The following is a 26,943-nucleotide window of genomic DNA, read 5'->3' as shown; positions in this document are numbered from 1 at the left end:
GCGCCGACTCAGGCCGCTGCCGCGACCGGTTCGCGGAATTGGGCGATGCCCACCCGGTTCCAGGCGTTGATCGCCGCCACCGCCACGGTCAGGACAGCAATCTGTTCGGCGCTGAAATGGCGACCCAACGCGGCGTGCAGTTCATCCACACGATGAGCCTCGCTGCGGGTGAGGGCCTCCGCCCAGGTCAGCGCGGCGCGTTCGTCCGGGGTGAAGAGCGGCGACTCGGCCCAATGGGGGAGCGCCGCCAGCCGCTCGGCGCGGTCGCCATCGCGCAGCGCTTCCTCGCTGTGCTTGGCGATGCAGAAGGCGCAGCCATTGATCTGCGACACCCGCAGATCGATCAGATGCTTCAACCCGGCGGGCAGCACCGACGCGTTGAGCGCGGCGGTGACGGCGACCAGGGATTTGTAAAGGGCGGGGGCGTCGGCGAAAACGGTGAAGCGGCTGTCCATGATCGGGTCCGATCCTTTTGGCGTTGCAATCACCGACAAGACGGACCGGCAACCGCAAACGTGACGCATGGCCGATCCCCGCCCGGCGCATATCACCCCTCCAGCAACCCCACCCCTTCGCGCAGGATGGCGATCTTGGCGGCGAAGCGGCCCGCCGGGTCGCTCTCGCCGATCAGGTTGATCATGATGCCCAGGGCGTGGGCCACGCGCGGGGCCATGCCCGGCTGCGCCGTCACCTGTTGGGCCAGCGCGGCCAGGGCCGCGCGATAGGGCCGTCCCTCGAACCCGTCCGCCGCGATGGCCTCGAACCGGTTGGCAAGGTCGAGGACAGCGCGGATGTCATCGTGGGCCTGGTCGGCAGGGGTCGCATCGGCCGGGGTCGCATCGGTGGTGGTCATGGATCGTCACACGAACAGCATCGCGCCGCCCTTGGGCGCGTCGTTGAGGAAGGTGACGACGCCGCCCGCCGTCACCGGCACATCGGGGCGCAGGGGCGCGCCGGACGGCAGCCCAAGCGCGCGAATCCCCATCTCGCAGGCCATCACGGTGACGCCCAGCGCCACGCAGGCGGACAGCAGCTCGTCGAACCCGGCCAGCCCGTTGCCGGTGAAAAAGCGGTCGCGCTCCGCCGGGGCGCTGCCATCGTCGGCGGGATCCAGGCCATGCCAGCCCGGCGCGCCCGCCTCATCCTCCCGCCTCAGCGCCAGCAGGGCGCGGCCGGTGAAAAACAGGGTGACGGGTCGGTTGGTCGCCGCCGCCGCGCTGGCCATCACCAACGCGTAATGCACGCGGTCAAAGCCCCCGGCGAACACAACGATGGCAAGGCCCGACGGGGCCGCTGGGGCGGTTGGCTGGTCAGCCATGATGAACCTCGAAGACGGGCCGCGCCCGGTCAATGGGCGGACAGATCGTGGATGGTCGGATGGTCGCCGCAGAGCGCGCAGGCCGGATCGCGCTTGAAACCGATGCGCTGGAAGGAGGCGTGCAGCGTGTCCATCATCAGCAGGCTGCCCGACAGGCTTTCGCCCAGCCCCAACAGTTCCTTCAGCACCTCCGTCGCCTGGAGCGAGCCGACCGCCCCGGCCAACGCGCCCAGCACCCCACCCTCCGAACAGGACGGCACCAGCCCGCGCGGCGGCGGTTCGGGGAACAGGCAGCGGTAACAGGGGTGCGGCGCGCCCAGATGGGCCTTGTAGCTGCTGATTTGCCCGTCAAACCGCAAGATCGCCGCCGAAACCAGCGGCTTTTTCGCCAGAAAACAGGCGTCGTTCAGCAAAAAGCGGGTGGCGAAATTGTCCGACCCGTCGGCGACCAGATCATACCCGCCGATCAACTCCAGCGCGTTGTCGCGGGTGATCCGCGTGGGGTGGGCCTGCACCCGCACATCGGGGTTGAGCGCGGCGATCCGCGCCGCCGCGCTCTCCACCTTCAAACGGCCAAGCCCGGATTCGTCGTGGATGACCTGCCGTTGCAGGTTGGAACGGTCAACGACATCGTCATCGACCACGCCCAGCGTGCCAACCCCGGCGGCGGCCAGATAGAGCAGCAGCGGCGCGCCCAGCCCCCCGGCCCCAACCACCAGAACCTTGGAACGCAACAGCCGTTCCTGTCCCACCCCGCCCACTTCGGGCAGGATGATGTGGCGGGAATAGCGGTGAAGTTGATCGTCGGTGAAGTCCATGGCCGACAGCATAGCGCAGACACGCAGCGGCGCAACCAGCGCGCACCGAGCGCCGGACTCTGGTGCGCGTCAGGCTCAGGCCTTGGTCGACGAACTCTTGGCTTCCGCCGCCCACTGCTTCAAACGCACCTGGCGTTCGCGCAGCGTCTTGGAAATCTCGCTTTCCTGGGTGGTGCTTCCATTGGCCTGAACCGTCGGATCGCGCGGCACGAAATTGAACTGGAAGGGTGTTGGTGACGACAGTTTCGACGGTGGGATGATGACGAGCTGATACTCGCCGGGATCAATCTTGTAGGTCGGCTTCTTGAAGAAATCCTGCCCGTCGGGGTTGGAGGAGTCGCTGGACGCGACCACTTTCCCCTCCTTGGTCATCATCGCCCAGCGCGAGTTGGGCAACGTGAAGTTGGCGGTGAAGCTGCCGCCCTGAACAACGGTGATGTTGTGCTTTTGAATGCCGGTGTCGCCGTTGCCGGGTGGCTGCGCCGTGCCCTTCATCACGGCACCGCCCGCCGTCATCAGGATGTTCTGCTTTTCCGTCACGTCCAACGAGTAATCGCGTTGCCCCGCCGTGCGGTTGGCTTGGGAGATGACCGCCGAATAGGTGCCCGGCCCCAACCGCGCGCTGACGTCGGTGGCGTCCTGCTGCGACCGCAGGTTGGCAATCACCTTGTTGGTGCTGGTGTCGACGATGTCGACGTTGGTGAAGCTGTTGTTGATCTTGAAATTGAATTCGCCGGGCTTGCTGACCGTGAAGGTGCGGTAATCGGCGGGCGCGCCATTGGCGGCGACGCCAGTCGTCTTGCCCTTCAGCTGCGAAAAATTCGACAGCGACAGGTTCGGTATGGACACGCTCATGGCGATCTCCCGATCAGCACACCACCGCGTCACGGTGTTGAGCCAACCACCAGCACGGACAATCAGCCTTGAAAATACGAAAATGCGGCGAAAAAGTCAAATTGCGTGCCCTATTTTCCAGGGAGCGCGCACGACCGAACGGAGTGTCCGCCGCGTTGGGGCACACACCCCCAACGCGGCGGTTTGCGCCTTATTCCAGCCCTTCGAACAGGGCGGTGGACAGGTAACGCTCGGCAAAGGACGGCAGAACGACGACGATCAGCTTGCCCTCATTCTCCGGGCGCGCGCCGATCTCCAGCGCCGCCGCCAGCGCGGCGCCCGACGAGATGCCGACCGGCACGCCTTCCAGGCGGGCGACCTTGCGGGCGGTTTCAAAGGCACGCTGGTTGGAGATGCGCACCACCTCGTCGATCAGATCCTTTTTGAGGATGTCGGGGACAAAGCCGGCCCCGATGCCCTGGATCTTGTGCGGGCCGGGCATGCCGCCCGACAGGACCGGGCTGTCTTCCGGCTCCACCGCGACGACTCGGAAGCCGGGCTTGCGCTGCTTCAGCACCTCGCCCACACCGGTCAGGGTGCCGCCGGTCCCCACACCGGAAATCAGGATGTCCGCCGCACCGGCGGTGTCGGCCCAGATTTCCTCGGCGGTGGTGACGCGGTGAACCTGCGGGTTGGCGGTGTTCTTGAACTGCTGGAGCAGGAAGGCGTTCGGATCGGCGGCGAGGATCTCCTCGGCCTTGCGGATGGCCCCCTTCATGCCTTCCGACGCCGGGGTCAGCACCAGTTCGGCCCCCAGCAGCTTCAGCATCTTGCGCCGTTCGACCGACATGCTTTCCGGCATGGTCAGGATCAGGCGGTAGCCCTTGGCGGCGGCGACGAAGGCCAGCGCGATGCCGGTGTTGCCCGACGTCGGCTCCACCAGCGTGGTGCGGCCCGGCTGGATCGTGCCAGCGGCTTCCGCCGCTTCGATCATGGCGTTGCCGATGCGATCCTTGACGCTGGCCAGCGGGTTGAAGAACTCCAGCTTGCCAACGACCTGCGCCTTGACGCCCGCGTCGGCGGCCAAACGCGACAGGCGAACCAACGGCGTGGCCCCGATGGTGTCGAGGACGCTGTCGTAAATCTTGCCGCGAAACTCGGGAGCAGCCATGATTTCACCTCTGTGATGTGTTGTTTTTTCCGATTTCAACGACCTGGATTGGAATTTACCCGTCCCACAGGCCGAATCAAATCGTAAAGTCGATGCGGTCTTCGGTTTCGCTTTCCACACCGGCGGCGCGGGCGCGCATGCACAGATCCTCGATGGTGATGGTGTCGAGCTGCTTCATCGTCTCTTCCTGAAGCTCACCCCACAAGGGCCGAACCACCTTGTGGCCCAAAATCGACCCCGCCGGTTCCTCGATCGGGTCCGACGCGGTTTCCATCGAGCGGACGACGCGGACGATCTCGCCCAGGGTGATGCGCCGCCGTTCGCGCGCCAGCCGGTAGCCGCCGCGCGGCCCGCGCACCCCGGCCAGCACGCCGTCGCGCACCAATTGCTGAAGCACCTGTTCCAGATAGCGTTTCGGAATGCCCTGGCGGCGCGTGATTTCCCCGGACTGCACCGGCTCGGTGCCCGCGTTGTAGGCGATGTCGAGAACCGCCTCGATGGCGAACATCAGCTTTTTGGAGATGCGGAGCATCGCGACCACCCCTGAAGGACACGGATGAAGAGGACCCTGGCGCACGGCCCGGCCCCGGTTCCAGCGCGCGGGCGGGGCGTGCCCGGATGGCGCGCATCGCCTCCCCCAGCGCTGGCCTGTTGGATGGTGATTTTTTACACGGACACCACGGTATTTCACAAGCCGAATTGTCCAGTCGTTGGCAGAAAATTACACTGGAAATCCGCAACACGCCCGCCGATCCGGGTTTCACACCGTTTGTGAAACCAGCCCGATCCATCCACACGATCAGCACACCCCTCAAACCGCGCCACCGGCACCCAAAGGCGAAAGCATGGAGCCAACCGGGGCAAGCGCCTACACTGACCCCGCCCCCACCAACGCCCAACGGACACCCGCCATGCACCGTGTTTTGACCGTGACGCCTGAGATCGCCGACGCGCTGGCCGACCACCGCCCGGTGGTGGCGCTCGAATCGACGGTGATTTCCCACGGCATGCCCTACCCCGACAACCTCGCCACCGCCCGCGCGCTGGAGGCGGAGGTGCGCAGCGCCGGGGCGATTCCCGCCACCGTCGCGGTGATGGATGGGCGCATCCGCGTCGGGCTGGACGACGAGGCGCTGGAACGGCTGGCCACCGCCGGGCGCGCGGCGCGCAAGCTGAGCCGCCGCGATCTGCCCATCGCGCTCGCCACCGGAAGCTTGGGAGCGACCACGGTGGCCGCCACCATGATCGCCGCGCGTCTGGCCGGAATCGCCGTGTTCGCCACCGGTGGCATCGGCGGGGTGCATCGCGGGGCCGAACGCAGCTTCGACATTTCCGCCGATCTTGACGAGTTGGCCCGCAGTTCGGTCTGCGTCGTCTGCGCCGGGGCCAAATCCATCCTGGACCTGCCCAAGACGCTGGAGGTGCTGGAAACGCGCGGCGTGCCGGTTCTGGGCTATCAGACCGACGAGTTTCCCGCCTTCTACAGCCGCCGCAGCGGCCTGCCGGTCGATCAGCGCTGCGACAGCCCCGCCGAGGTCGCCGCGATCCTGAAGACCAAATGGGATTTGGGGCTGGAGGGCGGCGTTCTGCTGGCCAACCCGATCCCCGCCGCCGACGAACTGGACGCCGACGCCATGGAGCAGGCGATCGAACAGGCGTTGGCCGAGGCCGACTCGCAGGGCATCACCGGCAAGGCGATCACCCCGCATCTGCTGGCCGGGCTGGAGCGCTTGACGCAAGGGCGCAGCCTGATCGCCAACATGGCGCTGATTCGCCACAACGCGCGGGTGGGCGCCGCCATCGCGACCGCCCTGAGCGCGTTGAAAAGGGCGGAATCCGGTGCGCCCCGCACGCCGTCTTAACAACCCGTTAACCCCCTAGGCGTGAGTGTGGTTTCGTTCGACTGCGGAGATATGTTCATGCGCGCACCCGACAGCCCGGTTGCGGATGTCCAGCCGGTTGGCGTGACCGACCAGACCGACGGCAGCGCCGCTTCGGTCGATGCCCAACCGGCCGCGCGGGTCGCCCGCATCCTCTGGGCCTCCCAGGCTGCCGCGCTGCGCTCCTCCTTGAGCGCGCGCGCCATCCACGACATCGAACAGGCCGTCACCTGCGATCTCGACAGTCTGGAACTGCCGGAGGTCTATTTCACCTCCGTCGAGGTTGGCGGGCGTGTGGTGACGTGCGATCTGGACGCCAACGGAACCGCCTCGATCTTTGGCCTGATCGACGCCAACGACTACGATGAGTTGGTGGAGGCGGCGGGCGACGACGCCCTGCTCGGGGTTGATTGGGATGGCGTCTACGTCACCCCGGCCCGCACCCGGCATTGAACCGCGCCTTCTGGCTCAATCCCTTACCGTTTCCAAAAGCAAAAAGGCGCGCCGACCGACGGTCGAACGCGCCTTTTTCATGCCCACCCGGAAGTCGGGCGACTCCCCTCATTGCAGGTTGCGCTGCATCTCTTCGAAATTCCGCGAGAAGCCGTTCAGCGGGAAATCGATGTCGCGCTTGCCCGCCTTGACGAAATTGACGCGGACCAGGATCGACGAGCCGTTGCGGAACTGGTCGGCGACCCGGCCCGACACGAAGTTCGGGAACATGCACATGTTCAGCGTGGCGATGTGCGATTCGATGCGCGGCTGGCGATCCACCCGGATGGCGCAGGAATCGACCAGCCCCTGGCTGGTGGTCAAAAACAAGTGATAGTCGCTGCCGGTCGGAATGACGCTCAAGGCGATGAAGCCGACCTCCTTGCCGTCATCAAACAGACGGTAGACCATCAGGCGACAGACCTTGCTGTCGGTCATCCGGTCCACATCGCATTGATTGGTCCAGGCCCCTTCCGGTCCCAGATCGGCCTTGGAAAAATCCGCAGCGGCGGCGGGCTGGACACCGACAGCGGCCATCACCGCCATCACCAACCCGCCCAAAAGACCTTTCCAACCCATCGCAGACCCCTTGCCGCCGTTCCGGTTGTCGTGAGCGGGCATGATAACCGGGGATCGACGGCGCGCAAGGCGTGTGTTGCCGCAAGGGGCGGCGGATCAAAGGATTGCTGACACGCGACCAGGCGCACACGCCCCGCCCATTCCCCCCAGCGACGCCGGGCACCGATCAGACGAATGAAACGAAGGGTTGACAGGCAAGCGCGTTGGTCCAATTTTTGAGGTGTCGGAGGGGCGAAGCGCCCACCCCAAAGGAATGCGCCCCGAAGGATCGCGCGATGTCAGCCAACACCGATCAACGCCTCGCCGCCATTGAAGCCGAGCAGCACCGCCAAGCGGGTGAAATCACCGAGATCAAAAGCACCCTCTCGTTGGTTCATCAGCTCTTGTCGCGGATCGATGGTCGGCTGGACGAACAGGCTCGTCGGCTGGACGACCAGAGCCGCGTCATGAGCGCGCTGATCCCGCAACGGCTGGCCGCCGTTCCTCAAGGCCAATAACCCCGAACGCCAGCCGCCGGGCCTCACCACGCCTCAGCCGATCCGGCCTTCCTCGTAATCGCGGAAGGCTTGGATCACCTCCTCGCGCGTGTTCATCACGAACGGCCCGCCCCAGGCGATGGGTTCGCCCAGCGGACGACCGGACAGCAGCAGGAAACGCGCGCCCACCGCCCCCGCCGTGGCGGTGATGCGGTCACCCGGCCCCAGCACGACCACGCGCGGACCGTTGCGCTCTCCCGTTTCCGCGCCCACGCGCAGGCTGCCTTCGAACAGGATCAGGCACGCGGTGTGGCCGTAAGGAACCGGTTCGTCCAGGCTTTGCCCGGCGGGCAGGGTCACGTCAAAGTAACGCGCGTCGGTCGCCTCCGCCCGCACCGGCCCGCTGGTCCCCTGGGCGGTGGTTCCGGCGATCACCACCAGCCGCACGCCCGAGTCGCGATTTTCCACCGGGATGCGGTCGGCCGGGAATTCCTGATAGCGCGGTTCGGTCATCTTCAGCCGCGCGGGCAGATTGATCCAAAGCTGGAAGCCCTTCATCAGCCCTTCGGTCTGTTCGGGCATTTCCGAATGGATCAGGCCGCGCCCGGCGGTCATCCACTGCACCCCGCCGGTTTCAATCACCCCCTCATGCCCCCGGCTGTCGGCGTGGCGCATCCGCCCGGCCAGCATATAGGTGACGGTTTCAAAGCCACGATGGGGATGATCGGGAAAGCCCGCCAGATAGTCGGTCGGCTCGTCCGACCCGAACAGGTCGAGCATCAGGAAGGGGTCGAGCGTGCGCAGACGCGGCGTGCCCAGCATCCGGGTCATCGACACCCCGGCCCCGTCGGAGGTGGGCATCCCTTCGACCGAAGCGATCACGGGGCGGACGGTGGGAACAGCGGCGGTCATCGGACGACTCCTCTCAAAAAGCACGAGTCCAGAGTTAACCGTTTCCATCCCGCCCGTTAAGAGCGCGGCGCGGGGGAAGAGTGTTGCGAAAACCGGAACAATTCCGGCCCAACACCCCGTCCCGCCGCGCCGCCGTCGCAGGGCCGGTTACTTGGTGCCGAACATCCGGTCGCCCGCGTCGCCCAAGCCGGGAACGATGTAGGCGTCCTCGTTCAGATGGCTGTCGAGCGAGGCGGTGAACACCTTCACATCCGGGTGGGACTGGTGGAACCGGCGCACCCCCTCCGGGGCGGCGACCAGCGACATGAAGCGGATGTTGGCGTCCTCCACCCCGTGGCGGTTCAGCACGTCGCAGGCGTGGACGGCGGAGTTTCCGGTGGCCAGCATCGGATCGACGACGATGAACAGGCGGCCGTCGGCGGGCGGCAGTTTCACCAGATATTCATGCGGCTGCTTGGTGTCGTGGTCGCGGTACAGGCCGATGTGGCCCTCGCGCGCCGACGGGACCAGTTCCAGCAGACCGGCCGACATGCCCAGCCCGGCGCGCAGCACCGGCACGACCGCCAGCTTCTTGCCCAGGATGACCGGGGCGTCCATCTCCTGCAACGGCGTCTCGATCCGTTCGGTGGTCAGCGGCAGGTCGCGGGTCAGTTCATAGCCCATCAGCAGCGAGATTTCGCGCAGCAGGGTGCGGAAGCCGCCGGTCGAGCGCTGCTTGTCGCGCATCAGCGTCAGCTTGTGCTGAATCAGCGGGTGGTCGAGGATGAACAGGTTGGGGAACGCGGGTTCGATGCGCATGGGTTTGGATCGCCATTGGCTGAAATTGGCGGCGATCCTACTCCCCCCGCCCCAGTTCAGCCAAGATGAGCTTCAGCCAAGATGAGGATGTTCCGCAGCCGCCCAAGCCCCGATCAGTGCCGCCGTCAGGCGCGCGGACGGGCCGGTTTGCTGGCGGGAACGGCGGGGGGGCGGTCCACGCCGTGGCGGATCACCCGGTTGCGCCCGGCGTGCTTGGCCTGATAGAGCGCGCGGTCGGCGCGGATCAGCAGATCGTCGATGCTGGCGTCGTCCTCCACCTCCACCAGCCCAAAGGAGGCGGTAACGGGAATCTCCCGCCCATCGGCCAGCAGCACCGGCGACTCCATCAGGTCGAGCCGCAGCCGGTCGATGACGGCGAAGCCCTCCTCCATCTCCGTTTCCTTCAGGCAGACGAGGAACTCCTCACCGCCCATGCGAAAGGCTTCGTCGAAGCTGCGCACGCCCCGGCTGATGACGGCGGCGGTGGCGGCCAGCACGCGGTCGCCGATGTCGTGGCCGTAGGTGTCGTTGATGCTCTTGAACTTGTCGATGTCGGCCAGCGCCAGACAATAGGGTTGGCCGGTGCGGTGGAACCGGTTGTGCTCCCGCTCCAGCGCCTCCATCATCCCGCGCCGGGTGCGCAGGCCGGTCAACGGATCCAGGCCCGACGCGGCGGCCCCGAAGGCGCGCTCCATCCGGCGCAGATGCAGCACGAATTCCTCAAACCGGGCGATGACCGCCTCATACTCCCCCTCGCTGGGGGTGTCGCCGCCCGACGCCTTCAGCAGCACCAGCTTGGCCTGACGGTGCATCTGTTCGTGCAGGTTGGCCAGCTTCAGAACGGCGGGCTGGTGGACCAGATCGTCGCGGTTGGCCGCCACGCACCAGGCGGCGAAAGCGGCGGGGGCGGAGGGGCGTTCGCCGCCCACCCCGTCGCGGAAAAAGGCCGCACGGTGCCATTGCCCGATCCAGCGCAAATGCTCGTCCAGAACCACGCCCAGCAGTTCGGTGGCGGACGGGGAGGAGGTGGTGTCGCTCATACCATCATCCTAGCCGAAAGGGCGGGTCAACACCATGCGGGGATCAGCGCCCCCATCACCGCCGGTCCGTCTCCGGCAGAGCGAGCAGCAGCAGAACGACGCCCAGGATGGTCAGGAACAGGTGGGCGCTGCGTTGGCCGTTCCAGGTCTGGGACTGCCACATGGCGAACCATTCGCCGCCGATGGTGACGAACCCGACGGCGTAGAGCAGGAACCCGGCGGTCACGCCCAGCAGGGCCAGCCCCTTGGCCGTGTCATAGGCCGCCGCCGACCCGTTCCGCGCCCGCCACAGCCGCCCCACCCCGGCCCAGCACAGCGCCGCCGTCAGGATCTGCCAGCCGATGATCAGCCAATAGGCGGCGTGGTGCAGGGTGGGGTCGGTGATCGCCCGCCCCATCAGCGCCGGGCTTTGAAAGGTGGTGTCCATCGACAGCACATGCTGAACGAAGGCAAAGTTGCTGCCGTAATCGGCGAGGTTGCCCCAGGCGACCAGGGTGAAGAACAGCGCCACCCCGGCCACCAGCGACAGGCGCGACAGCCGGAGCGCGCTCATCTCACAGCCCCGACAGGTTGGACAGGAAGGCGCGGATCAAGCCCGCGTCCTTGTGGCCCGGACGGTCTTCCACGCCCGACGAGACATCGACCTCCACGGCACCGGTGACGCGCACCGCCTCGGCGACATTGTCCGGGGTCAACCCGCCGGACAGCATCCACGGCTTGTCCCAGCGGCGACCGGCCAGCAGCGTCCAGTCAAAGGCCACGCCGTTGCCGCCGGGCAGGGCGTCGCTGCGGTTGGGCGGCTTGGCGTCGAACAGCAGGCGGTCGGCAACCTCGGCGCAGGCGGCGGCGAGCGCCAGATCGTCCGGCCCGCCGATCTTGATCGCCTTCATCACCGGCATGCGGTGGCGGGCCTTGATCTCGGCGATGCGGCGCGGGTTTTCTGACCCGTGCAGTTGGATCATGTCCAACGGCACCTGCCCCAGGACATGCTCCAGAAAGGCGTCGTCGGGATCGACGAACAACCCGACGGAGCGCACGCCGGTCGGGACCAGCCGCGCCAGTTCCCCCGCCAACGCCGGGGCGACCGCGCGCGGGCTGGGCGGGTAGAAGACGAAGCCGACGTAGCGCGCCCCACCGGCCACGGCGGCGCGCAGGGTGTCGGGTTCCGACAGGCCGCAGATTTTGGCCGCGACGGTCATGCGGCACCCCCAACGCCCTCTGTGCCAACGCCCTCTGCGATCTCCGCCGCGATGCGGCGGGCGGCGGCGGCGGGGTCGTCGCTGGCGGTGATCGGGCGGCCGATGACGAGATGGTCAGCCCCGGCGGCCAGCGCCTGGACGGGCGTCATGATGCGTTTCTGATCGTTGGCGGCGGCCCAGACCGGGCGGATGCCCGGGACCATCAGGATGAAATCCGGTCCGCAGGCGGCGCGCAGGATCGCAACCTCCGCCGGGGAGCAGACAACGCCGTCGGCCCCCGAATCCCGCGCCAGCAGGGCCAGCCGCGTCACCTGATCGGCCACCGGAACCGACTGCCCGACCTTGCCCAGATCGCCGTCGTCCAGGCTGGTCAGCACGGTGACGGCCAGGATCTTCGGGCGGATCGCCCCGGCGCTCGCCGCCGCGTCCGCCGCCGCGCGGATCATCGCCGGACCGCCGGAGCTGTGGATGGTCATGAAGGCCGGCTTCAGCGGCAAGGCGGCGCGCACCCCCGCCCCCACCGTGTTGGGGATGTCGTGCAGCTTCAAATCCAGGAACAGCGGCGGGCCATCCTCCCCCACCACCGCGCGGATGCCCGCCGGGCCTTGGGCGGAAAAGAACTCCAACCCCAGCTTGATGCCGCCGACCACCCCATTGACCTGGGCGGCCAAACGGCGCGCGCCGTCGATCTCGGTGGTGTCGATGGAACAGAACACGCGCGAAGCGGCGGGGATCATGGGGCAGAGCCTCCCAAAACCAAGGTCATCGGAACGGCCCGCACCCTAGCAAGCGGAACCGGCGCGCGCCAGTGCGGGGGAGAGAGGCCGGATCAGCATCGGCCGTAGGGCTGGGGGTGAGGGTTGGGGATGAGTGGGGCGCTGGGATCGGTTTTTTTGACACAGATGAACACAGATGAACACAGATTTAGAAAGATAATTTTTAATAATAGTGGAATTTATCGCGATTTCTAAAAATGAATATATAGGTTATTCTTTAATTAAAAAATGGAATTCACCCAAAAAGCCCATCCAATCACAAATCCACCAACCCATCATCAAAGTCCATCTGTGTTTATCTGTGTTCATCTGTGTCAAAACACCCTCTCCCCTCACCGGATCGAGTCGTTGTGCAGCACCATCTCCACCGCCAACTGCGCGGCGCAGAGGTCTTCCAGCGCGGTGCCGACCGATTTGAAGACGGTGATCTGGTCGTAATAGCGGCGCCCCGCCCGTTCGCCGCGCGTCAGGTCGAACAGGTCGCCCGCGATGTCGTCCGCCGTCAGCACGCCGTCGCGCAGGGGTTGGACGATGTCGCCCGCCTCCTGACAGGCTCCTTCGCGGGTGTCGACGAAGACGCGGGCGCGGCGGATGCACTCGTCGTCGGCCTCGCGCGCGTCCGGGGTGGAACCGCCGATGAGGTCGAGATGCTGGCCCGGCTCCAGCCACGCCCCCCGGATGATCGGGTCGGTCGCCGGGGTGGCGCAGGTGATGATGTGCGCGCCGCGCACCGCCCCTTCCAGATCGTCGGTCGCCTCGATCTTGAATTTCGGGCGGTGGAAGCGGGAGACGATCTTTTTGGCCTTGTCCAGATGGCGGCCCCAGACCAGCACCTGCTTGATCCGGCGGGTCGCCGTGTGGGCTTCGATCAGTTCGGGGGCCAGGGCACCGGTGCCGACCACCAGCAACCGTTCGGAGTCGGGCCGCGCCAGATAGGAGGCCGCCAGGGCCGAGGCCGCCGCCGTCCGCCGTTTGGTCAGCGCAGGCCCGTCGATGATGGCCTGCGGCACCCCGGTCTTGCCGTCCATCAGCAGATAAACGCCCTGCACGGCGGGCAGATCCTGCGCGCCGTTGTCGGGAAACACGGTGACGATTTTCAGGCCGATCGACTGGTTGATCTGCCAGACCGGGGTCAGCAACAGCGACGCGTCGCTCTTGCCATAGGTGTCCACCCGGTGTTCGTGGCGGGGCGGCGCGTTCACCCCGGCGCGGAAGGTCTGCCGCATCCGTTCAACCAGCATCGGGTAATGCAGGACGGAGCGGAGTTCGGCACCGGGGATGATCCGCATCGGCAAGGCTCCCGAAACGACGACGCGCGCCGGACCATCCGGCAAACGAACGGCCTACCAACCGATGGCGGCGTGCGGCGGCGGGAACCGGGCCGGATCGGGTCGGATCAATGCACCGTCGTCGGCGCGTTGGTCAGCGCGTTGGTCGGTGGCGCGGCCACCGGCAAACCGCCAAGCGGGCCGGACACCGGGCGCGACAGCTCGGCCAGACGCTTTTCAGCGGCGGCGGCGCGGGCCTGCGCCTCCTTCACCTCACGCTCCAGGAACAGGACGCGGTTGCTTTCGCGCCGGGCGCGGCGGCGGTGACGGCGCTGGCTGTTCCACACGACGAAGCCGCCCGCCAGAAACCCGGCCAACAGCGCCAGCAGCGCGGCCAGATACAGCGGCGCGTCCAGCGTGAAGGGCAGCGGCCAGAGCGACAGGGTCACGCCCTCGCGGTTGGACACCGCGAAGAGAACGGCGACCAAAGCGATCGGAAGGGTGACGATCCAAGACAGATAACGCACAGCGACGATTCCTCGCGATAACGGTTCCCCAAGCCCGGCGGGGAGCGGTCAATCGGTGTTCAGCCGTTCCCGCAGTTGCTTGCCGGTCTTGAAGAAAGGGATGCATTTCTCGCCCACGTCAACCGATTCCCCGGTGCGCGGGTTGCGACCAGTGCGCGCGTCGCGCCGTTTGATCGAGAACGCGCCGAATCCGCGCAGTTCCACCCGATCCCCACGGGCCAGCGCCTCGCTGATCTCATCAAAGATGGTGCCGACGATTTTTTCGATGTCGCGCTGGTACAGGTGCGGATTGCGCTCCGCCAGACGTTGGATCAGTTCCGACTTGGTCATGGCCGTTGACGTTCCCCCAATTCGTTGCGGGACGTGTTGGCGTCCGTTCCCCGCTTGATCAAAGCGTGCCACCGCTCCCCCACTCCGTCAAGCTAAGGCGTTCAGACCAAACATCTTTCAGTCAGTGGGCGAATGTTTCCAACCAAATGTTGGAAAAGTCATTTCCAAGAATGGGGAGAAATTACAATTTACTTTCGATAAATTTCTTTTTAATCATCAGATTTCGCCATGAAATTCACACCATCATATGTTAAGAGTAGTCACTAAGAATTTTAAGATAAAGCCAACTTTTAACTTTGGCGGAGAAAACCATGCCAAGGATTTTCGCATCCAGCATTGCATTCCGCGTCTATACCCTGATTGTTCTTTTGGGGGCCGTTTCTCTGGGCATTGCTGCTTTGGCTTGGTACGCTCTGAATGTCTATCAGACCAAAGTCGATAACATACAAGAGGCATCCAACAGCGCCGTCATCGGCGAGCAGGTGAACGCCACCGTTCTGGCTGTGGTCATGGATTCACGAGGGATCTACATCGCCAACAGCCCTGCGGAGGTCGAGGCGTTCGGCAAACCTCTGCTGGCCAATCTGCGCAAGTTGGACGATCTGCTGAACAGGTGGGAGCGTGTCACGCCCGGCGATTTGCACGGGGAGTTTGAACAGACGCGCGCCGCCGCTCGGTCCTTCATCCAGTTCCGCACTCAATTGGTCGAGTTGGGACGCAGCCAGGGATCGCCCGCCGCTCGTGCCTTTGGCGACAACGACGCCAACCGCAGCAATCGGCAAGCGCTGAACCGCGCCATTGAGGCGCTGGCCAAGCGCAACAACGAGCGAATCGACTGGGTCGTCGCCGATCTGGCCCAGTTCGAACACTCCATGCGCTGGTTGTTTGGCGGATTGGCGATCGGCGGCATCCTTGCCGTGCTGGGCTTGGCCGCGCTGATGGTTCGCCGGTCGATCACCGCGCCGCTGCGCGCGATCACCACCACCGTCGAAGATTTGGCCCGAAACCGCCAGGATTTGACGATCCCTGGCCTGGATCGGGCGGATGAGATTGGTGCGCTCGCCCGCGCAGCGGAGGTCTTCAAGCGCAACGGCGCGGAGATGCTGCGCCTTCAGGCCGAAGCCGCCGCCACCCAGGAACGGGCGGAACGGGAGCGTCGCGCCACCATGATCCGCATGGCCGACCAATTTGAAGCGGCCATGGCCGGGGTGGTCGGCACCGTGGCCGCCTCCGCCGAACAGTTGCGCGTCAGCGCCCAGGATTTGGCGGCGGCCACCGACAACACCCAGAAACGGGCGGCGAGCGCCGCCTCGGCCTCCCTGCAAACCTCTGACAATGTGCGGATGGTCGCGTCATCGACGGAGGAGATGAACACCGCAGTCGCCGCCATCTCCGAGCACATCCTCCAATCCAGCCGCATCACCGACACCGCCGCCCAGCAAGCCGCCCGCACCGATGGAACGGTCGGCAGCCTGGCCCAGGCGGCCAATCGGATCGGCGAAATCGTCGGGCTGATCCAGTCCATCGCCGGGCAGACCAACCTGCTGGCGCTCAACGCCACCATCGAAGCCGCCCGCGCCGGGGAGGCCGGAAAGGGCTTCGCCGTTGTGGCGAGCGAGGTGAAGGCGCTGGCCAACCAGACCGCCAAGGCAACGGAGGACATCGCCTCCCAGATCACCGCGATCCAAACGGCGACCACCGACGCGGTGGAGGCCATCCAGGGCATCGCCACCACCATCGGCGAAGCCCACGAGTTGGGAACCGTGATCGCTGCCGCCATCGACCAGCAGGGGGCCGCCACCAGCGGCATCGCCCACAGCGTGGAAGAGGCGGCGACGGGTGCGCGCCAAGTGGCCGAGGACATGGAAACCGTGACCAACGCCGCGATGACCAGCGGGGCGGTGGCGTCCCAGTTGCTGGGGGCCGCCAACGCTCTGACCGATCAGGCCCAGCGGTTGAAACAGGAAATGAGCCGTTTCCTCGGGACCATTCGGGCGGCCTGACGCCGACGGTGGGGGCCTGCGGCGACCGGGGGGCTGCGCCCTCACACCGCCCCCAGCCGGGTCCCTTCCAGGATGGCGTCGTCCAGCACCACCGAGCTGCGGTCGCAGCCGGTCAGGTCGGCCATGGTCAGGTCGCTGCCCTTCATGTTGGTTTGCAGCAGCGACGCCCCGGCCAGACGCGCCCGCACCAGCGACGCGCGCATCACCTTCGCCCCGGCGCTGATCAGCAGCATGCCGAGGTTGGCGTGGTCCAATTGGCAATCGATCAGGATGGCGCGGTCCAGCTTCACCCCACGCAGATCGGCCGACCGCAGGTCGGCGGACCGCAGATCGGCCCCGTCGAACTGGGCGGCCTGAAGCTGCGCGCCGTGCAGGCGGGCGTTGCGCAGCTTGGCCCCGGTCCCCTTGGCCAGCGTCATGATCTTGCCCGACAGGTCAGCCCCTTCCAGGTTGAGGCCGGTGAGGTCGAGCTGGCTGCCCTGCTTGCCGCTGGTCCCCAGCCAGATCATGTGCTGCTTCAGCATGGTATCAAGCTGTTCGGCGGGCAGGGCCGGCATTTCGGCGGCGACCACCGCCTCCTCGTCCGGCTCCGGTTCCGCCGCCGCTCCGGCGGCTTGCGCCTCGCGGGCGGCGCGGCGGGCGTCCTCGTCGCTGCGGATCGCCTGCATCATCCCGACCTCGTCCACATGGGCACCGGTCAGAATGGCGCCGCGCAGGTCGGAGCCGTTGAGGTCGGCCCCGCGCAGGTCGGCCCCGGTGAAGTTGGAGCCGCGCAGATCGGTGCGGTCCAGCCGCGCGCCCGACAGCGAGGTGTTGGTGAAATCGGCGGCCTGGGCAAAGCTGCCCGAAAGCCGGGCGCGCGCCATGTTGGCGTTGGTCAATTTGGCCGACGCCATGTCCGCCGGACCGGGATCGAAACCGACGACCTTCAACTCACCGTCGCTGCTGCGGTTGTAGACGCTGCCGTCGCGCAGATCGACTTCGACCATGGTGGCCCCGTCAAGCTGCGCGCCGCGCACGTTGGCCCCGCGCATGTCGGTGCGGTACAGGCGGGCTTCGGTCAGGTTGGCCCCGCGCAGATCGGCCCCGTACAGGTCGGCGTGGTCCAGCCGCGCGCCCACCAGCTTGGCGTCGCGCAGGATGACGCCGGACATGTGCGCCCCGGTCAGATCGCGCCCCGACAGGTTCAACCCCGACAGGTCAAAGAACGGCAGATTGGCCCGCGCCCCGTTCGGACGCCCTTCCAGAAAACGGAGGTGGCGTTCGCAGACCCGGTCGAGCTGCTCCTGGGACAATCGGATGCGGGATTTGCCGTCTTGCGCCATCAGGGATCACTCAAACGGTCACGCGAACAGGGCGTCGATGTCGGATTGCGAAATCTCCGTCCCGCCGCCGGTCGGTTCCGGGGGAGGTGGCGGCGGCGGGGGAGCCGCCTTCTTCTTCGCCGGAGGGGGTGGCGGGGGTGGAGGCGGAGGTGGGGGTGGCGGCGAGGTTTCGAACGCCGGTTCGGCGCGCTCCATCGCGGCGGGAAAGCTGTCGAACAGGGCGTCGATGGCGTCCTGGCTGACCTCCGGCCCGCCCAATTGCGGCCCGTTGAGCAGATGCGCGTCGGGTCGGGTGTCGCCGATCTTGCGGTGGGAGGTGACATCCTCCCCCGGTCCGGCGCTGGACCCGACCCCGGCCAACCGCTCCACGCCCCAAATCTCGATCATGGTGTTCACGCGCTCTTCGATGTAGCGCAGCGTGTTCACCACCTTGGTCGTGCGTTGGCCGGTGATGTCCTGGAAGGAACAGGCGGTCATCACCTCGATGCACCAGGCTTCGATCGCGTCGATCTGTTCGGCCAGATCGGGATCGTCGCGCGGGATCGACATGGTGATTTCCTGGATCTTCTCCGTCGCGTTCAGGATATCGGTGGTCGCGCGTTCCGTCGCCGCGACAATTTCGTCCAGCTCGCTGGTCGCGGCCTCGATCCGGTTCGATCCGGTGTCGGTCGCCTTCAGGGCGGCGATGTCGCTGCGGGCCTCCCGCACCACCTGGGTGATGGCGGTCAATTCCTGCTGGAACCGCTGGTCGCCGCCCACGGCACCAACCGAACCCGGCATGCCCATCGGCCCCAAACCGGCCAAACGGTTGACCTGCCCCTCCAATTGCCCGACCAGACGCTGGAAATCATCGGAGGCCACCACGCGGCTGCGCCGGTCGCGCATGCGCAGAAAGGCCCGACCGCGCGCCGATTGCGACAGCGCCTCTTCCATCTGCAAGTAATCTTGCTCGGTCAGTTCCAGGAGTGGCCCGCCGCTCATCCCATCCATCCGCCCCAAGCGATTCACCTCTGACCCGTCGCCCATCCCAAAGGGCTATGACCCCACTTTACCCCGAGAGCGCCCCCCGGGCCAAGCGATCCGACGACGCCCCCGTTCCATGGCGCATGATGGCCGTTCCGATCTGGTGTCGGCGTCGGCTATGATGGCGGCAACGGGCTTGAACACGCTTTCCTTTTCTCCCAAATCAGCCCGGTTCACAACGGAGAGGGCGGAGCCATGGCGCGGTTGACGGCAGGGTTGGCGGCACGGACGGGCAAGGCGGCGATGGCGGCGGCGGTCGGTGCGGCCGCGTTGTTGGCGCTGGGGATGGTTGCCGGCGGCGGCCTGACGGTCAACCCGGCGGCGGCGGCCCTGCCCGCCGGTGTCACCGGGGTCCACACCATCGCGCCGATGCTGGAGCAGGTGACGCCCGCCGTCGTCAACATCTCGGTCCTGTCGCGCGCACCGCAGGCGGAAAACCCGCTGCTGCGCGATCCGCTGTTCCGCCGCTTCTTCAACATTCCCGACCAGCCGCAAGCCCGCCCGCAGATGAGCGCCGGGTCGGGCGTGATCGTCGACGCCGCGCGCGGTCTGGTCGTCACCAACAACCATGTGGTGGAGAACGCGCAGGAGATCGCCGTCACCCTGAAGGACCGCCGCCGTCTGCGCGCCAAGCTGATCGGGCGCGACGCCGCCACCGACATCGCCCTGTTGAAGATCGAGGCCAAGGGCCTGACCGCCCTGCCGATCGGCGATTCGGACAAGCTGAAGGTCGGCGATTTCGCCGTGGCCATCGGCAACCCCTTCGGGTTGGGGCAGACGGTGACGTCGGGCATCGTCTCCGCGCTGGGCCGCAGCGGCCTGAAGATCGAGGGGTACGAGGATTTCATCCAGACCGACGCGTCGATCAACCCAGGCAACTCCGGCGGCGCGCTGGTCAACTTCAGCGGCGAGCTGATCGGCATCAACACCGCCATCATCGGTCCGGCGGGCGGGTCGGTCGGCATCGGCTTTGCCGTGCCGGTCAGCATCGTCCGCTCGGTGATCGACCAATTGAGCGAGTATGGCGAGGTGCGGCGCGGGCGGCTGGGCGTGGCCATCCAGGATCTGACCCCCGATCTGGCCGAAAGCCTGAATCTGGTGGGCGACGAGGGCGCGCTGATCGCCAAGATCGAACCGGGATCGCCCGCCGACAGCGGTGGCATGCGCAGCGGCGACGTGGTGATCGCCGTCGATGGCCGCCCGGTGCGCAGCGCCACCGATTTCCGCAACCGCATCGGATTGCTGCGCGTTGGCACCCCGGTTCAGGTTACGGTGGTGCGCAACGGCGCGCAAAAATCCCTGACCGTGCGCACCGCGAAATGATCGCGGGCCAGAGGACCATGACCCGAACCCCCGTGGAGTCGATGAGAAAGGACATGGTTGCAGCGGCATGAACCGCCCGATTCACCAACGTCGCGCCGCGTCCCCGCCGGTCGCCAAAACCCCCGCCCAACGGCAGCGCGAAATCGCCACGCTGCTGATGCGGTTGGACGCCATGTTGAAACAGGCCAACGAGCTGGCGGTGAACGCGCGCGAACGGGTGTCGATCGGCGGCCTGACCCGCTATCGCCGGTTCAGCCGCCGGGTGCGCGATTTCTTCGCGCTCGCCGCCGTCGCCCAGGAGCGGTTGGACGCCGCCCCGGAGGAGATGGAGGACCTGATCGACGCGATGACGACGGCGCTGGAACGGCTGCACACCCGCATGGTCGTGCTGTTCGTCGAGGGGACCGCCGCCTTCTTCGGTGCCTACGCGCGGGTGAAGGCGCTGCCCATCGGCACGCACGAGATGTGCGGGGTGGAGCTGCGCAGCGTCGTGGAGATCCGCAAATTCCTGGATGATCCGCTCTATGACGGCGAACGCGGGACGGCGTTGCGGGCGCAGACCGACCGCATCATCGGCCTGATCCGCATCATCATGGACCGCATCCCGCCCCTGCCCGATTTCGGCGAGGAACCCAGCATCGGCCCGAAAGGCACGCTGAACAGCCCGCTGAAAGGTCCCGGTGCCGGGCTGCCGCCGCGCCCGCCGGGCCGGGCGCAGGCCATGCCGCCCCCCACCCCGCAACCACCGCCGGAGGTGCGGTCCCTCAGCCTCGACCAATTCGAGGATGAGGAGGACGACGCGGGCTGATGGGGTGCGGGCTGAGCGGACACCAGCCGGTCACACCACCCGATCAACGCCCGTGACGCTCGCCGCTGGACAGCGCGCCGACCGCCGCACCCGCAGCACCGCCCAACAGGCCGCCATACAGCGCGCTGCCGCCGGTCACAGCCCCGATGACCGCACCGCCCGCCGCCCCCAGGCCACCGCCGACCAGCGCGTTGTTTTCCCGATGGCTCAGGTTGGAACAGCCGCCCAGGGCACCCGCCGCCAGCACCAACAGCGTCAGACCGGTGGCCGCGCGCGTCGTCTTGCTCATGGTCGTGCGTTGAATCGTCGTGGTCATCGGACCTCTCCTTGTCTCCTGTGTTCGACGGTCTGATGCCCGCGCCCCGTCAACCGCCGACGCGCGTCATCACAACATGCATATGGGATGGGCGGACGGGGATCGCTGTGACCATTCCGGGGCCTCCCCCAGCGATCGCACACGCCATGGTCGTGCCGGTTGCGGGGCAGAACGTCGCACCAATCGGCGATGGCCTTGCCGATCAAACACTTGCACCGGTGTCGCAACTCACCCACTATGTGGGCATGGGGGAATCGCACAAAGGCGGACACCGCCGTCTCTCCTCCCGTCTCGCCACGGGACGCCCATCCGCCGAACGCGCGCGGATCCTGGAAGACGTCGACCGCCAACGAACGCTGGAGTATTTCGAACGACTCGGCAAAGAGCGCGTGCGCCTTTACGCCGCCGTCGATTGCGAACGCTTCCTCGGCGATTGGCAGGTGCGGGAACTGGCCGATCAGTGGCTGGCCGAACAGGACGCCACTCCCCGCCCCCGCCCGCTGTGGCGACGCCTGTTGCGCCGCCCGGCGGTGAGGTGATCCCCACCGCCAGACAGCGCACGCCCAAAACGTCCGTCAGCGCCGTTCGGGAAACAGGCCGAGCAGCCCCTCGCGGCTGGCCGGGCACACGCCGCGTTCGGTGATGAGGCCCGTCACCAGACGGGCGGGCGTCACGTCGAACCCGTAATTGGCCACCGCGCTGCCGTCGGGCGTGATCTGGACGGTTTCGAGTCGGCCATCGGCGGTGCGCCCGGTCATGTGCGTCAGTTCGCGCCCGTCGCGCTGCTCGATGGGGATTTCGCGCACGCCGTCGCTCATCCCCCAATCGATGGTCGGCGACGGCAGGCCGACGTAAAAGGGCACACCGTTGTCAAAGGCCGCCAGCGCCTTCAGATAGGTGCCGATCTTGTTGCAGACGTCGCCGGTGGCCGTCGTGCGGTCGGTGCCGACGATGCAGAGATCGACCATGCCATGCTGCATCAGATGGCCGCCGACGTTGTCGGCGATCACCGTGTGGGGCACGCCGTGGCGGCCCAACTCCCAGGCGGTCAGGCTGGCCCCCTGGTTGCGCGGGCGGGTTTCATCGACCCAGACATGGATCGGAATGCCCTGGTCGAAGGCGGCGTAGACCGGGGCCAGCGCCGTGCCCCAATCGACCGTCGCCAGCCAACCGGCGTTGCAGTGGGTCAGCACCTGGACCGGCTCGTCCGTGCCCTTGCGGCGGGCGGCGGCGCGGATCAGCGTCGCCCCGTGCAGGCCGATGCCGTGGTTGATCGCCACATCCTCGTCCGCGATCACCGCCGCGTCGCCCATGGCCGCCGTCGCGCGAAAGGCGGTCGGGACCGCCGCCAGCCGGTCGCGCATCCGCTCCAACGCCCAGCGCAGGTTGACCGCTGTCGGGCGGGTGTCGAGCAGGGTGGCGCAGGCGGTTTCCAACCCCGAATCGGATGGGTCGGCCCGCATCGCCAGCGCCACGCCATAGGCCGCCGTCGCCCCGATCAGCGGCGCGCCGCGCACCAGCATGGCGCGGATGGCGTGGGCGGTCTCCTCCAGCGTCGTCAGATGGACGATGGCGAAATCATGCGGCAGGCGGGTTTGATCGATGATGGCCACCGCCGCCCCATCCTCCACCGGCCAGATGGTCCGGTAGGCTTCGCCGTCGATCCGCATCTCAATTCCCCCCAACAGGTTTGGCAGCGCCATCGGTCGCCGCGCCGGTTCCCACCATAAACGGCGGCGGAGTCCGCTTCAACGCGCCCGCGTTCCTGACCAAAGGGCCAGAAACATCCCACTCATTTATGACACAAGGCTTTGCAGACGGCGGCGAGTGTGATTGCCTGTCATCCTTATCGGTTGAAACCATTCGAGGGCGAAGCGCTTGACCGGTTCCTCCCCGCGCGCGTTGACCCGCGCCGCTGGCCTGATCGCCTCGGTCGCGGCCACCCTGTTCGGCCTGATCCTGGTCACGTTCCTGATCGGCCGGGTCGTGCCGATCGATCCGGTGCTGGCCATCGTCGGCGACCGCGCCACCGCCGACACCTACGCCCGCATCCGGAGTGAACTGGGGCTGGATCTGCCGCTGTGGCGGCAGTTCCTGCGCTACCTCGTGGCCGTGTTGCAGGGCGATCTCGGCACCTCCATCCTCACCTCCCGCCCGGTGCTGGACGACGTGCTGCGGGTGTTTCCCGCCACGCTGGAGCTGGCGACGGTCGCCGTGGTGATCGGTGCGGCGCTGGGCATCCCCGCCGGAGTGCTGGCCGCCACCCATCGCGGCGGCTGGCTCGACCACATCATCCGCCTGCTGGGGCTGATCGGCCATTCCGCCCCGATCTTCTGGCTGGGGCTGATGGGGCTGCTGCTGTTCTACGCCAAATTGGATTGGGTCCCGGGGCCGGGCCGCGTCGATGTCTTTTACGAAGGGCTGGTGGATCCGCGCACCGGGGTCGCCACCATCGACGCTCTGCTGGCCGGGGAAACCGACGTGTTCTGGAGCGCCCTGCACCATCTGGTGCTGCCCGCCTCGATTCTGGGGCTGTACAGCGTCGCCTACATCGCGCGGATGACGCGCAGCTTCATGCTGGACCAGTTGCGCCAGGAATACATCACCACCGCGCGGGTCAAGGGGCTGTCGGAGGTTCGCGTGGTCTGGCGGCACGCGCTCGGCAACATCGCCGTGCCGCTCATCACCGTGATCGCGCTGTCCTACGCCACCCTGTTGGAAGGGTCGGTGCTGACCGAGACGGTGTTCGCCTGGCCCGGTCTGGGCCTCTACATCACCAACTCGCTGTTGAGCGCCGACATGAACGCGGTGCTGGGCGGCACGCTGGTGGTGGGCGTTGTCTTCATCGGGCTGAATCTGCTGTCCGATCTGCTCTACCGCCTGTTGGACCCGCGCGCGCGATGAGGCTCCCGTCATGACCCGCCAACCCCAAAGCCCCTCCTGGCGCGCGTGGCTGACCACCGACACGCCGCAGTCGCGCGCGCAGGCCCGGCTTGGCCGCGCCTGGGCCGGCTGGTGCGCCTTCCGCCGCAACCGGATGGCGATGATCGGCCTGCTGATCGTGCTGGCGCTGGTGGTGGTGGCCGCCCTGGCCCCGCTGCTGGCCCCGCACCATCCCTATGACCAGGATCTCGCCAACCGGCTGCAACCGCCCACGGCCGGGCATTGGCTGGGGACCGACGGTTTCGGGCGCGACATCCTGTCCCGGTTGATCCACGGCGCGCGGCTGACCCTGATGATCGTCGCGCTGGTGGCGCTGACCGCCCCGGTGATCGGGCTGGTGATCGGCACGGTGGCGGGCTATCGCGGCGGCTGGGTCGACGCCGCGCTGATGCGTGTGACCGACATCTTTCTCGCCTTTCCCAAGCTGATCCTGGCGTTGGCCTTCGTCGCCGCGCTTGGCCCCGGCATCGAAAACGCGGTGATCGCCATCGCCATCACCTCCTGGCCGCCCTACGCCCGTCTGGCGCGGGCCGAAACCCTGACCATCCGCCACGCCGATTTCATCAGCGCGGCCCGGCTGCAAGGGGCGTCGGGGCCGCGCATCGTGCTGGGCCACATCATGCCGCTGTGCGTCGCCTCGCTGGTGGTGCGGACGACGCTGGACATGGCCGGGGTGATCCTGACCGCCGCCGGTCTGGGCTTTCTGGGGCTGGGGGCGCAACCGCCCTTGCCGGAGTGGGGGGCGATGATCGCCGCCGGGCGTCAGAACGTGCTCGAACAATGGTGGGTCGCGGCCATGCCCGGTTTGGCCATCTTCGTCGTCAGTCTGGGATTCAACCTGCTGGGCGACGGGCTGCGCGACGTGCTGGATCCGAAGGGGGATTGAGGCGATGAGCGAACCGCTGCTGGAGGTGTCGAATCTCCGCGTGTCCTTCCCCACCCGCCAGGGCGTGACCGAGGCGGTGCGCGGCGTCTCCTTCACCCTGGGCCGGGAAAAGCTGGGAATCGTCGGCGAGTCGGGGTCCGGCAAGTCGATGACCGGGCGCTCCATCCTGGGGCTGGTTCCGCCGCCGGGGCGCGTCACCGCCGACCGGCTGGCCTTTCGCGGCGAGGATCTGCGCACTACGTCCGACAAGCGGCTGCGCGCCATCCGGGGCAGCGACATCGCCATGGTGATGCAGGATCCGAAATTCTCCCTGAATCCGGTGATGACGGTGGGCCACCAGATCGCCGAGGCCTACCGCGTCCACAGCCGCGCCAGCGCCCGCGAGGCCAAGCGCCGCGCCCTGGAGATGCTGGCGGCGGTGCGCATCCGCGATCCCGAACGGGTTTACGACCGCTACCCGCACGAGGTGTCGGGCGGCATGGGCCAGCGGATCATGATCGCCATGATGCTGATCCCCGACCCCGCCCTGCTGATCGCCGACGAGCCGACCTCCGCGCTCGACGTCACCGTGCAGATGCAGATCCTGGCGATCCTGGACGATCTGTGCGGCCAGCGCGGCATGGGCATGATCTTCGTCAGCCACGATCTGAATCTCGTCGCGTCCTTCTGCGACCGGGTGCTCATCATGTACGCCGGGCGGGTGGTGGAAAGCTGCCGCGCGGCCGACCTGCACAACGCCCGCCACCCCTACACGCGCGGCCTGCTCGACAGCCTGCCCCGGCTGGACGACAACCGCCGCGACCTGCCGGTGCTGACCCGCGATCCGGCGTGGCTGACCGACGGTCCGGCGGCGGAGGCCCAGCGATGAGCGCGCCCATGATTGACCTTCAATCGCTCCAGGTCGCCTTCGGCCATGGGGCGCAGCGGGTGGTGGCGGTCGATGGCGTGTCGCTGCGCGTGGCGGACGGCGAATGCTATGGGCTGGTCGGCGAATCGGGATCGGGCAAATCCACCGTCCTGCGCGCGGTCAGCGGCCTGAACCCGGATTGGACCGGCCGCCTGTCCATCGGCGGCACCGACCAGACGGCGAAACGGAGCAAGGGCTTTTTCAAGACCTGCCAGATGGTGTTCCAGGATCCCTACGGCTCGCTCCACCCCCGCCATTCGGTGGACCGGATCCTGGCCGAGCCGGTGGCCATCCACGGGTTGGACGACGCCGATGGCCGGATCGACCGGGCGCTGCGCGAGGTGGGACTCGGCCCCTCCTTCCGCTTCCGCTACCCGCATCAATTGTCGGGCGGCCAGCGCCAGCGCGTCGCCATCGCCCGCGCCCTGATCCTGGAACCCCGCGTGCTGCTGCTGGACGAGCCGACCTCCGCGCTCGACGTGTCGGTCCAGGCGGAGATCCTCAACCTGCTGCGCCGCCTGCGCGCCGCCCATGGGCTGACCATGGTGCTGGTCAGCCACAATCTGGCGGTCGTCGCCAACCTGTGCGACCGGCTGGCGGTGATGAATCGCGGGCGTCTGGTGGAGGAGCTGACGGTGGAGGCGCTGCGCCGGGGCGAGGCGCACCAGCCCTACACCCGCCAACTGCTGCGCGCCAGCCAGGGCTATGACCGGGCCACGGCGGACAGCTTCCGCGATTTCGCCTGACCGGTCAGCGGCAGCGGTCAGCGGTCGGTTCCCGCCGGGCGCGCCTCATAGACCAGGCACGGCTCGCCCTCGTACCGGCCCTCGCCGACAAAGCGCATCCCCAGCCGCTCCACCACCCGGCGCGAGCGGTCGTTGCCGGTGGCCAGCGTGGCGACCACCGTAACCATCCGGCGAGTGACGCGGTCAGGCTGCTTTCCTGATATTTTGAGCGGCTTTCCAATTCCACGGGAGCAATTCGTGCAACC

33 protein-coding genes are annotated in these 26,943 nt (G+C 67.3%); 11 read left to right on the top strand and 22 right to left on the bottom strand.

Translation table 11 applies throughout. The features are described 5' to 3' along the window. Window positions 1-8: 8 nt before the first annotated feature. From EJ903_RS12265 to EJ903_RS12235, 7 genes are all read right to left on the bottom strand, one after another. On the bottom strand, window positions 9-455 hold the full coding sequence (locus EJ903_RS12265; protein WP_126615576.1) for a carboxymuconolactone decarboxylase family protein: 447 nt from the start codon (window positions 453-455) through the stop codon (window positions 9-11). Between the two features lie 92 nt (window positions 456-547). Next, window positions 548-853: a hypothetical protein gene (locus EJ903_RS12260; RefSeq protein ID WP_126615574.1), complete on the bottom strand. Its 306-nt coding sequence runs from the start codon at window positions 851-853 to the stop codon at window positions 548-550. A 6-nt stretch (window positions 854-859) separates the two neighbouring features. After that, window positions 860-1,318, bottom strand: coding sequence for a DsrE family protein (locus EJ903_RS12255; RefSeq protein ID WP_126615571.1), 459 nt, complete (start codon window positions 1,316-1,318; stop codon window positions 860-862). A gap of 29 nt (window positions 1,319-1,347) precedes the next feature. Continuing rightward, window positions 1,348-2,148: a molybdopterin-synthase adenylyltransferase MoeB gene (gene moeB, locus EJ903_RS12250; RefSeq protein WP_126615569.1), complete on the bottom strand. Its 801-nt coding sequence runs from the start codon at window positions 2,146-2,148 to the stop codon at window positions 1,348-1,350. A 63-nt stretch (window positions 2,149-2,211) separates the two neighbouring features. Then, on the bottom strand, window positions 2,212-2,991 hold the full coding sequence (locus EJ903_RS12245; RefSeq protein ID WP_126615567.1) for a hypothetical protein: 780 nt from the start codon (window positions 2,989-2,991) through the stop codon (window positions 2,212-2,214). A gap of 190 nt (window positions 2,992-3,181) precedes the next feature. Then, a complete protein-coding gene (cysK, locus tag EJ903_RS12240; protein ID WP_126615565.1) occupies window positions 3,182-4,141 on the bottom strand; it encodes a cysteine synthase A in 960 nt (319 codons plus the stop codon). A 76-nt stretch (window positions 4,142-4,217) separates the two neighbouring features. Continuing rightward, window positions 4,218-4,673, bottom strand: coding sequence for an RrF2 family transcriptional regulator (locus EJ903_RS12235; RefSeq protein ID WP_126615563.1), 456 nt, complete (start codon window positions 4,671-4,673; stop codon window positions 4,218-4,220). A 379-nt stretch (window positions 4,674-5,052) separates the two neighbouring features. On the opposite strand from EJ903_RS12235, the gene EJ903_RS12230 reads away from it, so the two are divergent. Together EJ903_RS12230 and EJ903_RS12225 are read left to right on the top strand one after the other, a co-directional pair. Next, window positions 5,053-6,003, top strand: a complete 951-nt coding sequence (locus tag EJ903_RS12230; RefSeq protein ID WP_126615561.1) for a pseudouridine-5'-phosphate glycosidase — start codon at window positions 5,053-5,055, stop codon at window positions 6,001-6,003. 57 nt (window positions 6,004-6,060) lie between these two features. Beyond that, entirely contained in the window at window positions 6,061-6,474 is a 414-nt protein-coding gene (locus EJ903_RS12225) for a hypothetical protein (protein WP_246015505.1), read from the top strand. 108 nt (window positions 6,475-6,582) lie between these two features. Here the strand turns inward: EJ903_RS12225 and EJ903_RS12220 are convergent, their stop codons facing one another. Further along, window positions 6,583-7,092, bottom strand: a complete 510-nt coding sequence (locus EJ903_RS12220; protein WP_126615559.1) for an invasion associated locus B family protein — start codon at window positions 7,090-7,092, stop codon at window positions 6,583-6,585. A gap of 275 nt (window positions 7,093-7,367) precedes the next feature. Here EJ903_RS12220 and EJ903_RS12215 point away from each other — a divergent pair, with 275 nt between their 5' ends. Continuing rightward, a complete protein-coding gene (locus EJ903_RS12215) occupies window positions 7,368-7,589 on the top strand; it encodes a hypothetical protein (protein ID WP_126615557.1) in 222 nt (73 codons plus the stop codon). Between the two features lie 33 nt (window positions 7,590-7,622). Here EJ903_RS12215 and EJ903_RS12210 read toward each other — a convergent pair whose 3' ends face one another. The 9 genes from EJ903_RS12210 to ihfB all read right to left on the bottom strand — a co-directional run bounded on the left by EJ903_RS12210 (window position 7,623) and on the right by ihfB (window position 14,418). Further along, on the bottom strand, window positions 7,623-8,480 hold the full coding sequence (locus EJ903_RS12210; protein ID WP_126615555.1) for a pirin family protein: 858 nt from the start codon (window positions 8,478-8,480) through the stop codon (window positions 7,623-7,625). Between the two features lie 147 nt (window positions 8,481-8,627). Then, window positions 8,628-9,278: a uracil phosphoribosyltransferase gene (upp, locus tag EJ903_RS12205; RefSeq protein ID WP_126615553.1), complete on the bottom strand. Its 651-nt coding sequence runs from the start codon at window positions 9,276-9,278 to the stop codon at window positions 8,628-8,630. 125 nt (window positions 9,279-9,403) lie between these two features. Then, the gene (locus EJ903_RS12200; protein ID WP_126615550.1) at window positions 9,404-10,318 is read right to left on the bottom strand and encodes a diguanylate cyclase; all 915 of its coding nucleotides are present in this window, start codon (window positions 10,316-10,318) and stop codon (window positions 9,404-9,406) included. Between the two features lie 55 nt (window positions 10,319-10,373). Continuing rightward, the gene (locus tag EJ903_RS12195) at window positions 10,374-10,871 is read right to left on the bottom strand and encodes a DUF2165 family protein (protein ID WP_126615548.1); all 498 of its coding nucleotides are present in this window, start codon (window positions 10,869-10,871) and stop codon (window positions 10,374-10,376) included. A gap of 1 nt (window position 10,872) precedes the next feature. After that, the gene (locus EJ903_RS12190) at window positions 10,873-11,517 is read right to left on the bottom strand and encodes a phosphoribosylanthranilate isomerase (RefSeq protein WP_126615546.1); all 645 of its coding nucleotides are present in this window, start codon (window positions 11,515-11,517) and stop codon (window positions 10,873-10,875) included. Then, window positions 11,514-12,254, bottom strand: a complete 741-nt coding sequence (gene pyrF, locus EJ903_RS12185; RefSeq protein ID WP_126615544.1) for an orotidine-5'-phosphate decarboxylase — start codon at window positions 12,252-12,254, stop codon at window positions 11,514-11,516. Before pyrF ends, EJ903_RS12190 begins: the two co-directional genes overlap by 4 nt. Window positions 12,255-12,625: 371 nt before the next feature. Continuing rightward, window positions 12,626-13,582, bottom strand: coding sequence for a bifunctional Delta(1)-pyrroline-2-carboxylate/Delta(1)-piperideine-2-carboxylate reductase (gene lhpI, locus EJ903_RS12180; protein WP_126615542.1), 957 nt, complete (start codon window positions 13,580-13,582; stop codon window positions 12,626-12,628). A gap of 107 nt (window positions 13,583-13,689) precedes the next feature. Beyond that, a complete protein-coding gene (locus tag EJ903_RS12175) occupies window positions 13,690-14,088 on the bottom strand; it encodes a lipopolysaccharide assembly protein LapA domain-containing protein (protein ID WP_126615540.1) in 399 nt (132 codons plus the stop codon). 48 nt (window positions 14,089-14,136) lie between these two features. Further along, complete coding sequence (ihfB, locus tag EJ903_RS12170; RefSeq protein ID WP_119828808.1) at window positions 14,137-14,418, bottom strand: integration host factor subunit beta; 282 nt, start codon at window positions 14,416-14,418, stop codon at window positions 14,137-14,139. Window positions 14,419-14,927: 509 nt separating this feature from the next. Between ihfB and EJ903_RS12165 the strand changes: the two genes are divergently transcribed. Continuing rightward, window positions 14,928-16,421: a methyl-accepting chemotaxis protein gene (locus tag EJ903_RS12165; RefSeq protein WP_158627929.1), complete on the top strand. Its 1,494-nt coding sequence runs from the start codon at window positions 14,928-14,930 to the stop codon at window positions 16,419-16,421. 41 nt (window positions 16,422-16,462) lie between these two features. Here EJ903_RS12165 and EJ903_RS12160 read toward each other — a convergent pair whose 3' ends face one another. Beyond that, entirely contained in the window at window positions 16,463-17,746 is a 1,284-nt protein-coding gene (locus EJ903_RS12160; RefSeq protein ID WP_126615536.1) for a pentapeptide repeat-containing protein, read from the bottom strand. A gap of 18 nt (window positions 17,747-17,764) precedes the next feature. Next, window positions 17,765-18,727 (bottom strand): hypothetical protein, encoded by a 963-nt coding sequence (locus EJ903_RS12155; protein WP_126615534.1) that lies wholly within the window; start codon window positions 18,725-18,727, stop codon window positions 17,765-17,767. A 237-nt stretch (window positions 18,728-18,964) separates the two neighbouring features. Here EJ903_RS12155 and EJ903_RS12150 point away from each other — a divergent pair, with 237 nt between their 5' ends. Both EJ903_RS12150 and EJ903_RS12145 read left to right on the top strand, forming a co-directional pair. Continuing rightward, window positions 18,965-20,092 (top strand): Do family serine endopeptidase, encoded by a 1,128-nt coding sequence (locus EJ903_RS12150; protein WP_246015503.1) that lies wholly within the window; start codon window positions 18,965-18,967, stop codon window positions 20,090-20,092. Between the two features lie 67 nt (window positions 20,093-20,159). Beyond that, window positions 20,160-20,900, top strand: coding sequence for a hypothetical protein (locus tag EJ903_RS12145; RefSeq protein WP_126615532.1), 741 nt, complete (start codon window positions 20,160-20,162; stop codon window positions 20,898-20,900). A gap of 43 nt (window positions 20,901-20,943) precedes the next feature. Here EJ903_RS12145 and EJ903_RS12140 read toward each other — a convergent pair whose 3' ends face one another. Continuing rightward, complete coding sequence (locus EJ903_RS12140; RefSeq protein WP_246015500.1) at window positions 20,944-21,216, bottom strand: hypothetical protein; 273 nt, start codon at window positions 21,214-21,216, stop codon at window positions 20,944-20,946. A gap of 146 nt (window positions 21,217-21,362) precedes the next feature. Here EJ903_RS12140 and EJ903_RS12135 point away from each other — a divergent pair, with 146 nt between their 5' ends. Then, the gene (locus EJ903_RS12135) at window positions 21,363-21,755 is read left to right on the top strand and encodes a hypothetical protein (protein WP_126615531.1); all 393 of its coding nucleotides are present in this window, start codon (window positions 21,363-21,365) and stop codon (window positions 21,753-21,755) included. A gap of 36 nt (window positions 21,756-21,791) precedes the next feature. On the opposite strand, the gene mtnA is transcribed toward EJ903_RS12135, so the two are convergent. Next, window positions 21,792-22,886: an S-methyl-5-thioribose-1-phosphate isomerase gene (gene mtnA / locus EJ903_RS12130; protein WP_126615861.1), complete on the bottom strand. Its 1,095-nt coding sequence runs from the start codon at window positions 22,884-22,886 to the stop codon at window positions 21,792-21,794. Between the two features lie 208 nt (window positions 22,887-23,094). Here mtnA and EJ903_RS12125 point away from each other — a divergent pair, with 208 nt between their 5' ends. The 4 genes from EJ903_RS12125 to EJ903_RS12110 are packed head-to-tail and all read left to right on the top strand — an operon-like array spanning window position 23,095 to window position 26,698. Beyond that, entirely contained in the window at window positions 23,095-24,120 is a 1,026-nt protein-coding gene (locus tag EJ903_RS12125; RefSeq protein ID WP_174237291.1) for an ABC transporter permease, read from the top strand. 10 nt (window positions 24,121-24,130) lie between these two features. Continuing rightward, window positions 24,131-25,045, top strand: a complete 915-nt coding sequence (nikC, locus tag EJ903_RS12120; RefSeq protein WP_126615529.1) for a nickel transporter permease — start codon at window positions 24,131-24,133, stop codon at window positions 25,043-25,045. Between the two features lie 4 nt (window positions 25,046-25,049). Further along, a complete protein-coding gene (locus tag EJ903_RS12115; RefSeq protein ID WP_126615527.1) occupies window positions 25,050-25,913 on the top strand; it encodes an ABC transporter ATP-binding protein in 864 nt (287 codons plus the stop codon). Window positions 25,914-25,921: 8 nt separating this feature from the next. Further along, the gene (locus EJ903_RS12110) at window positions 25,922-26,698 is read left to right on the top strand and encodes an ABC transporter ATP-binding protein (RefSeq protein WP_126615525.1); all 777 of its coding nucleotides are present in this window, start codon (window positions 25,922-25,924) and stop codon (window positions 26,696-26,698) included. Window positions 26,699-26,715: 17 nt separating this feature from the next. Here EJ903_RS12110 and EJ903_RS26995 read toward each other — a convergent pair whose 3' ends face one another. Next, entirely contained in the window at window positions 26,716-26,856 is a 141-nt protein-coding gene (locus EJ903_RS26995; protein WP_158627928.1) for a hypothetical protein, read from the bottom strand. Between the last annotated feature and the right edge of the window lie 87 nt (window positions 26,857-26,943).

The organism is Azospirillum griseum, assembly GCF_003966125.1.
In the GTDB taxonomy this organism is placed as follows: domain Bacteria; phylum Pseudomonadota; class Alphaproteobacteria; order Azospirillales; family Azospirillaceae; genus Azospirillum; species Azospirillum griseum.
Note: the sequence above shows the minus strand (reverse complement) of the source record. Positions and strands in the feature narration are given on the sequence as shown.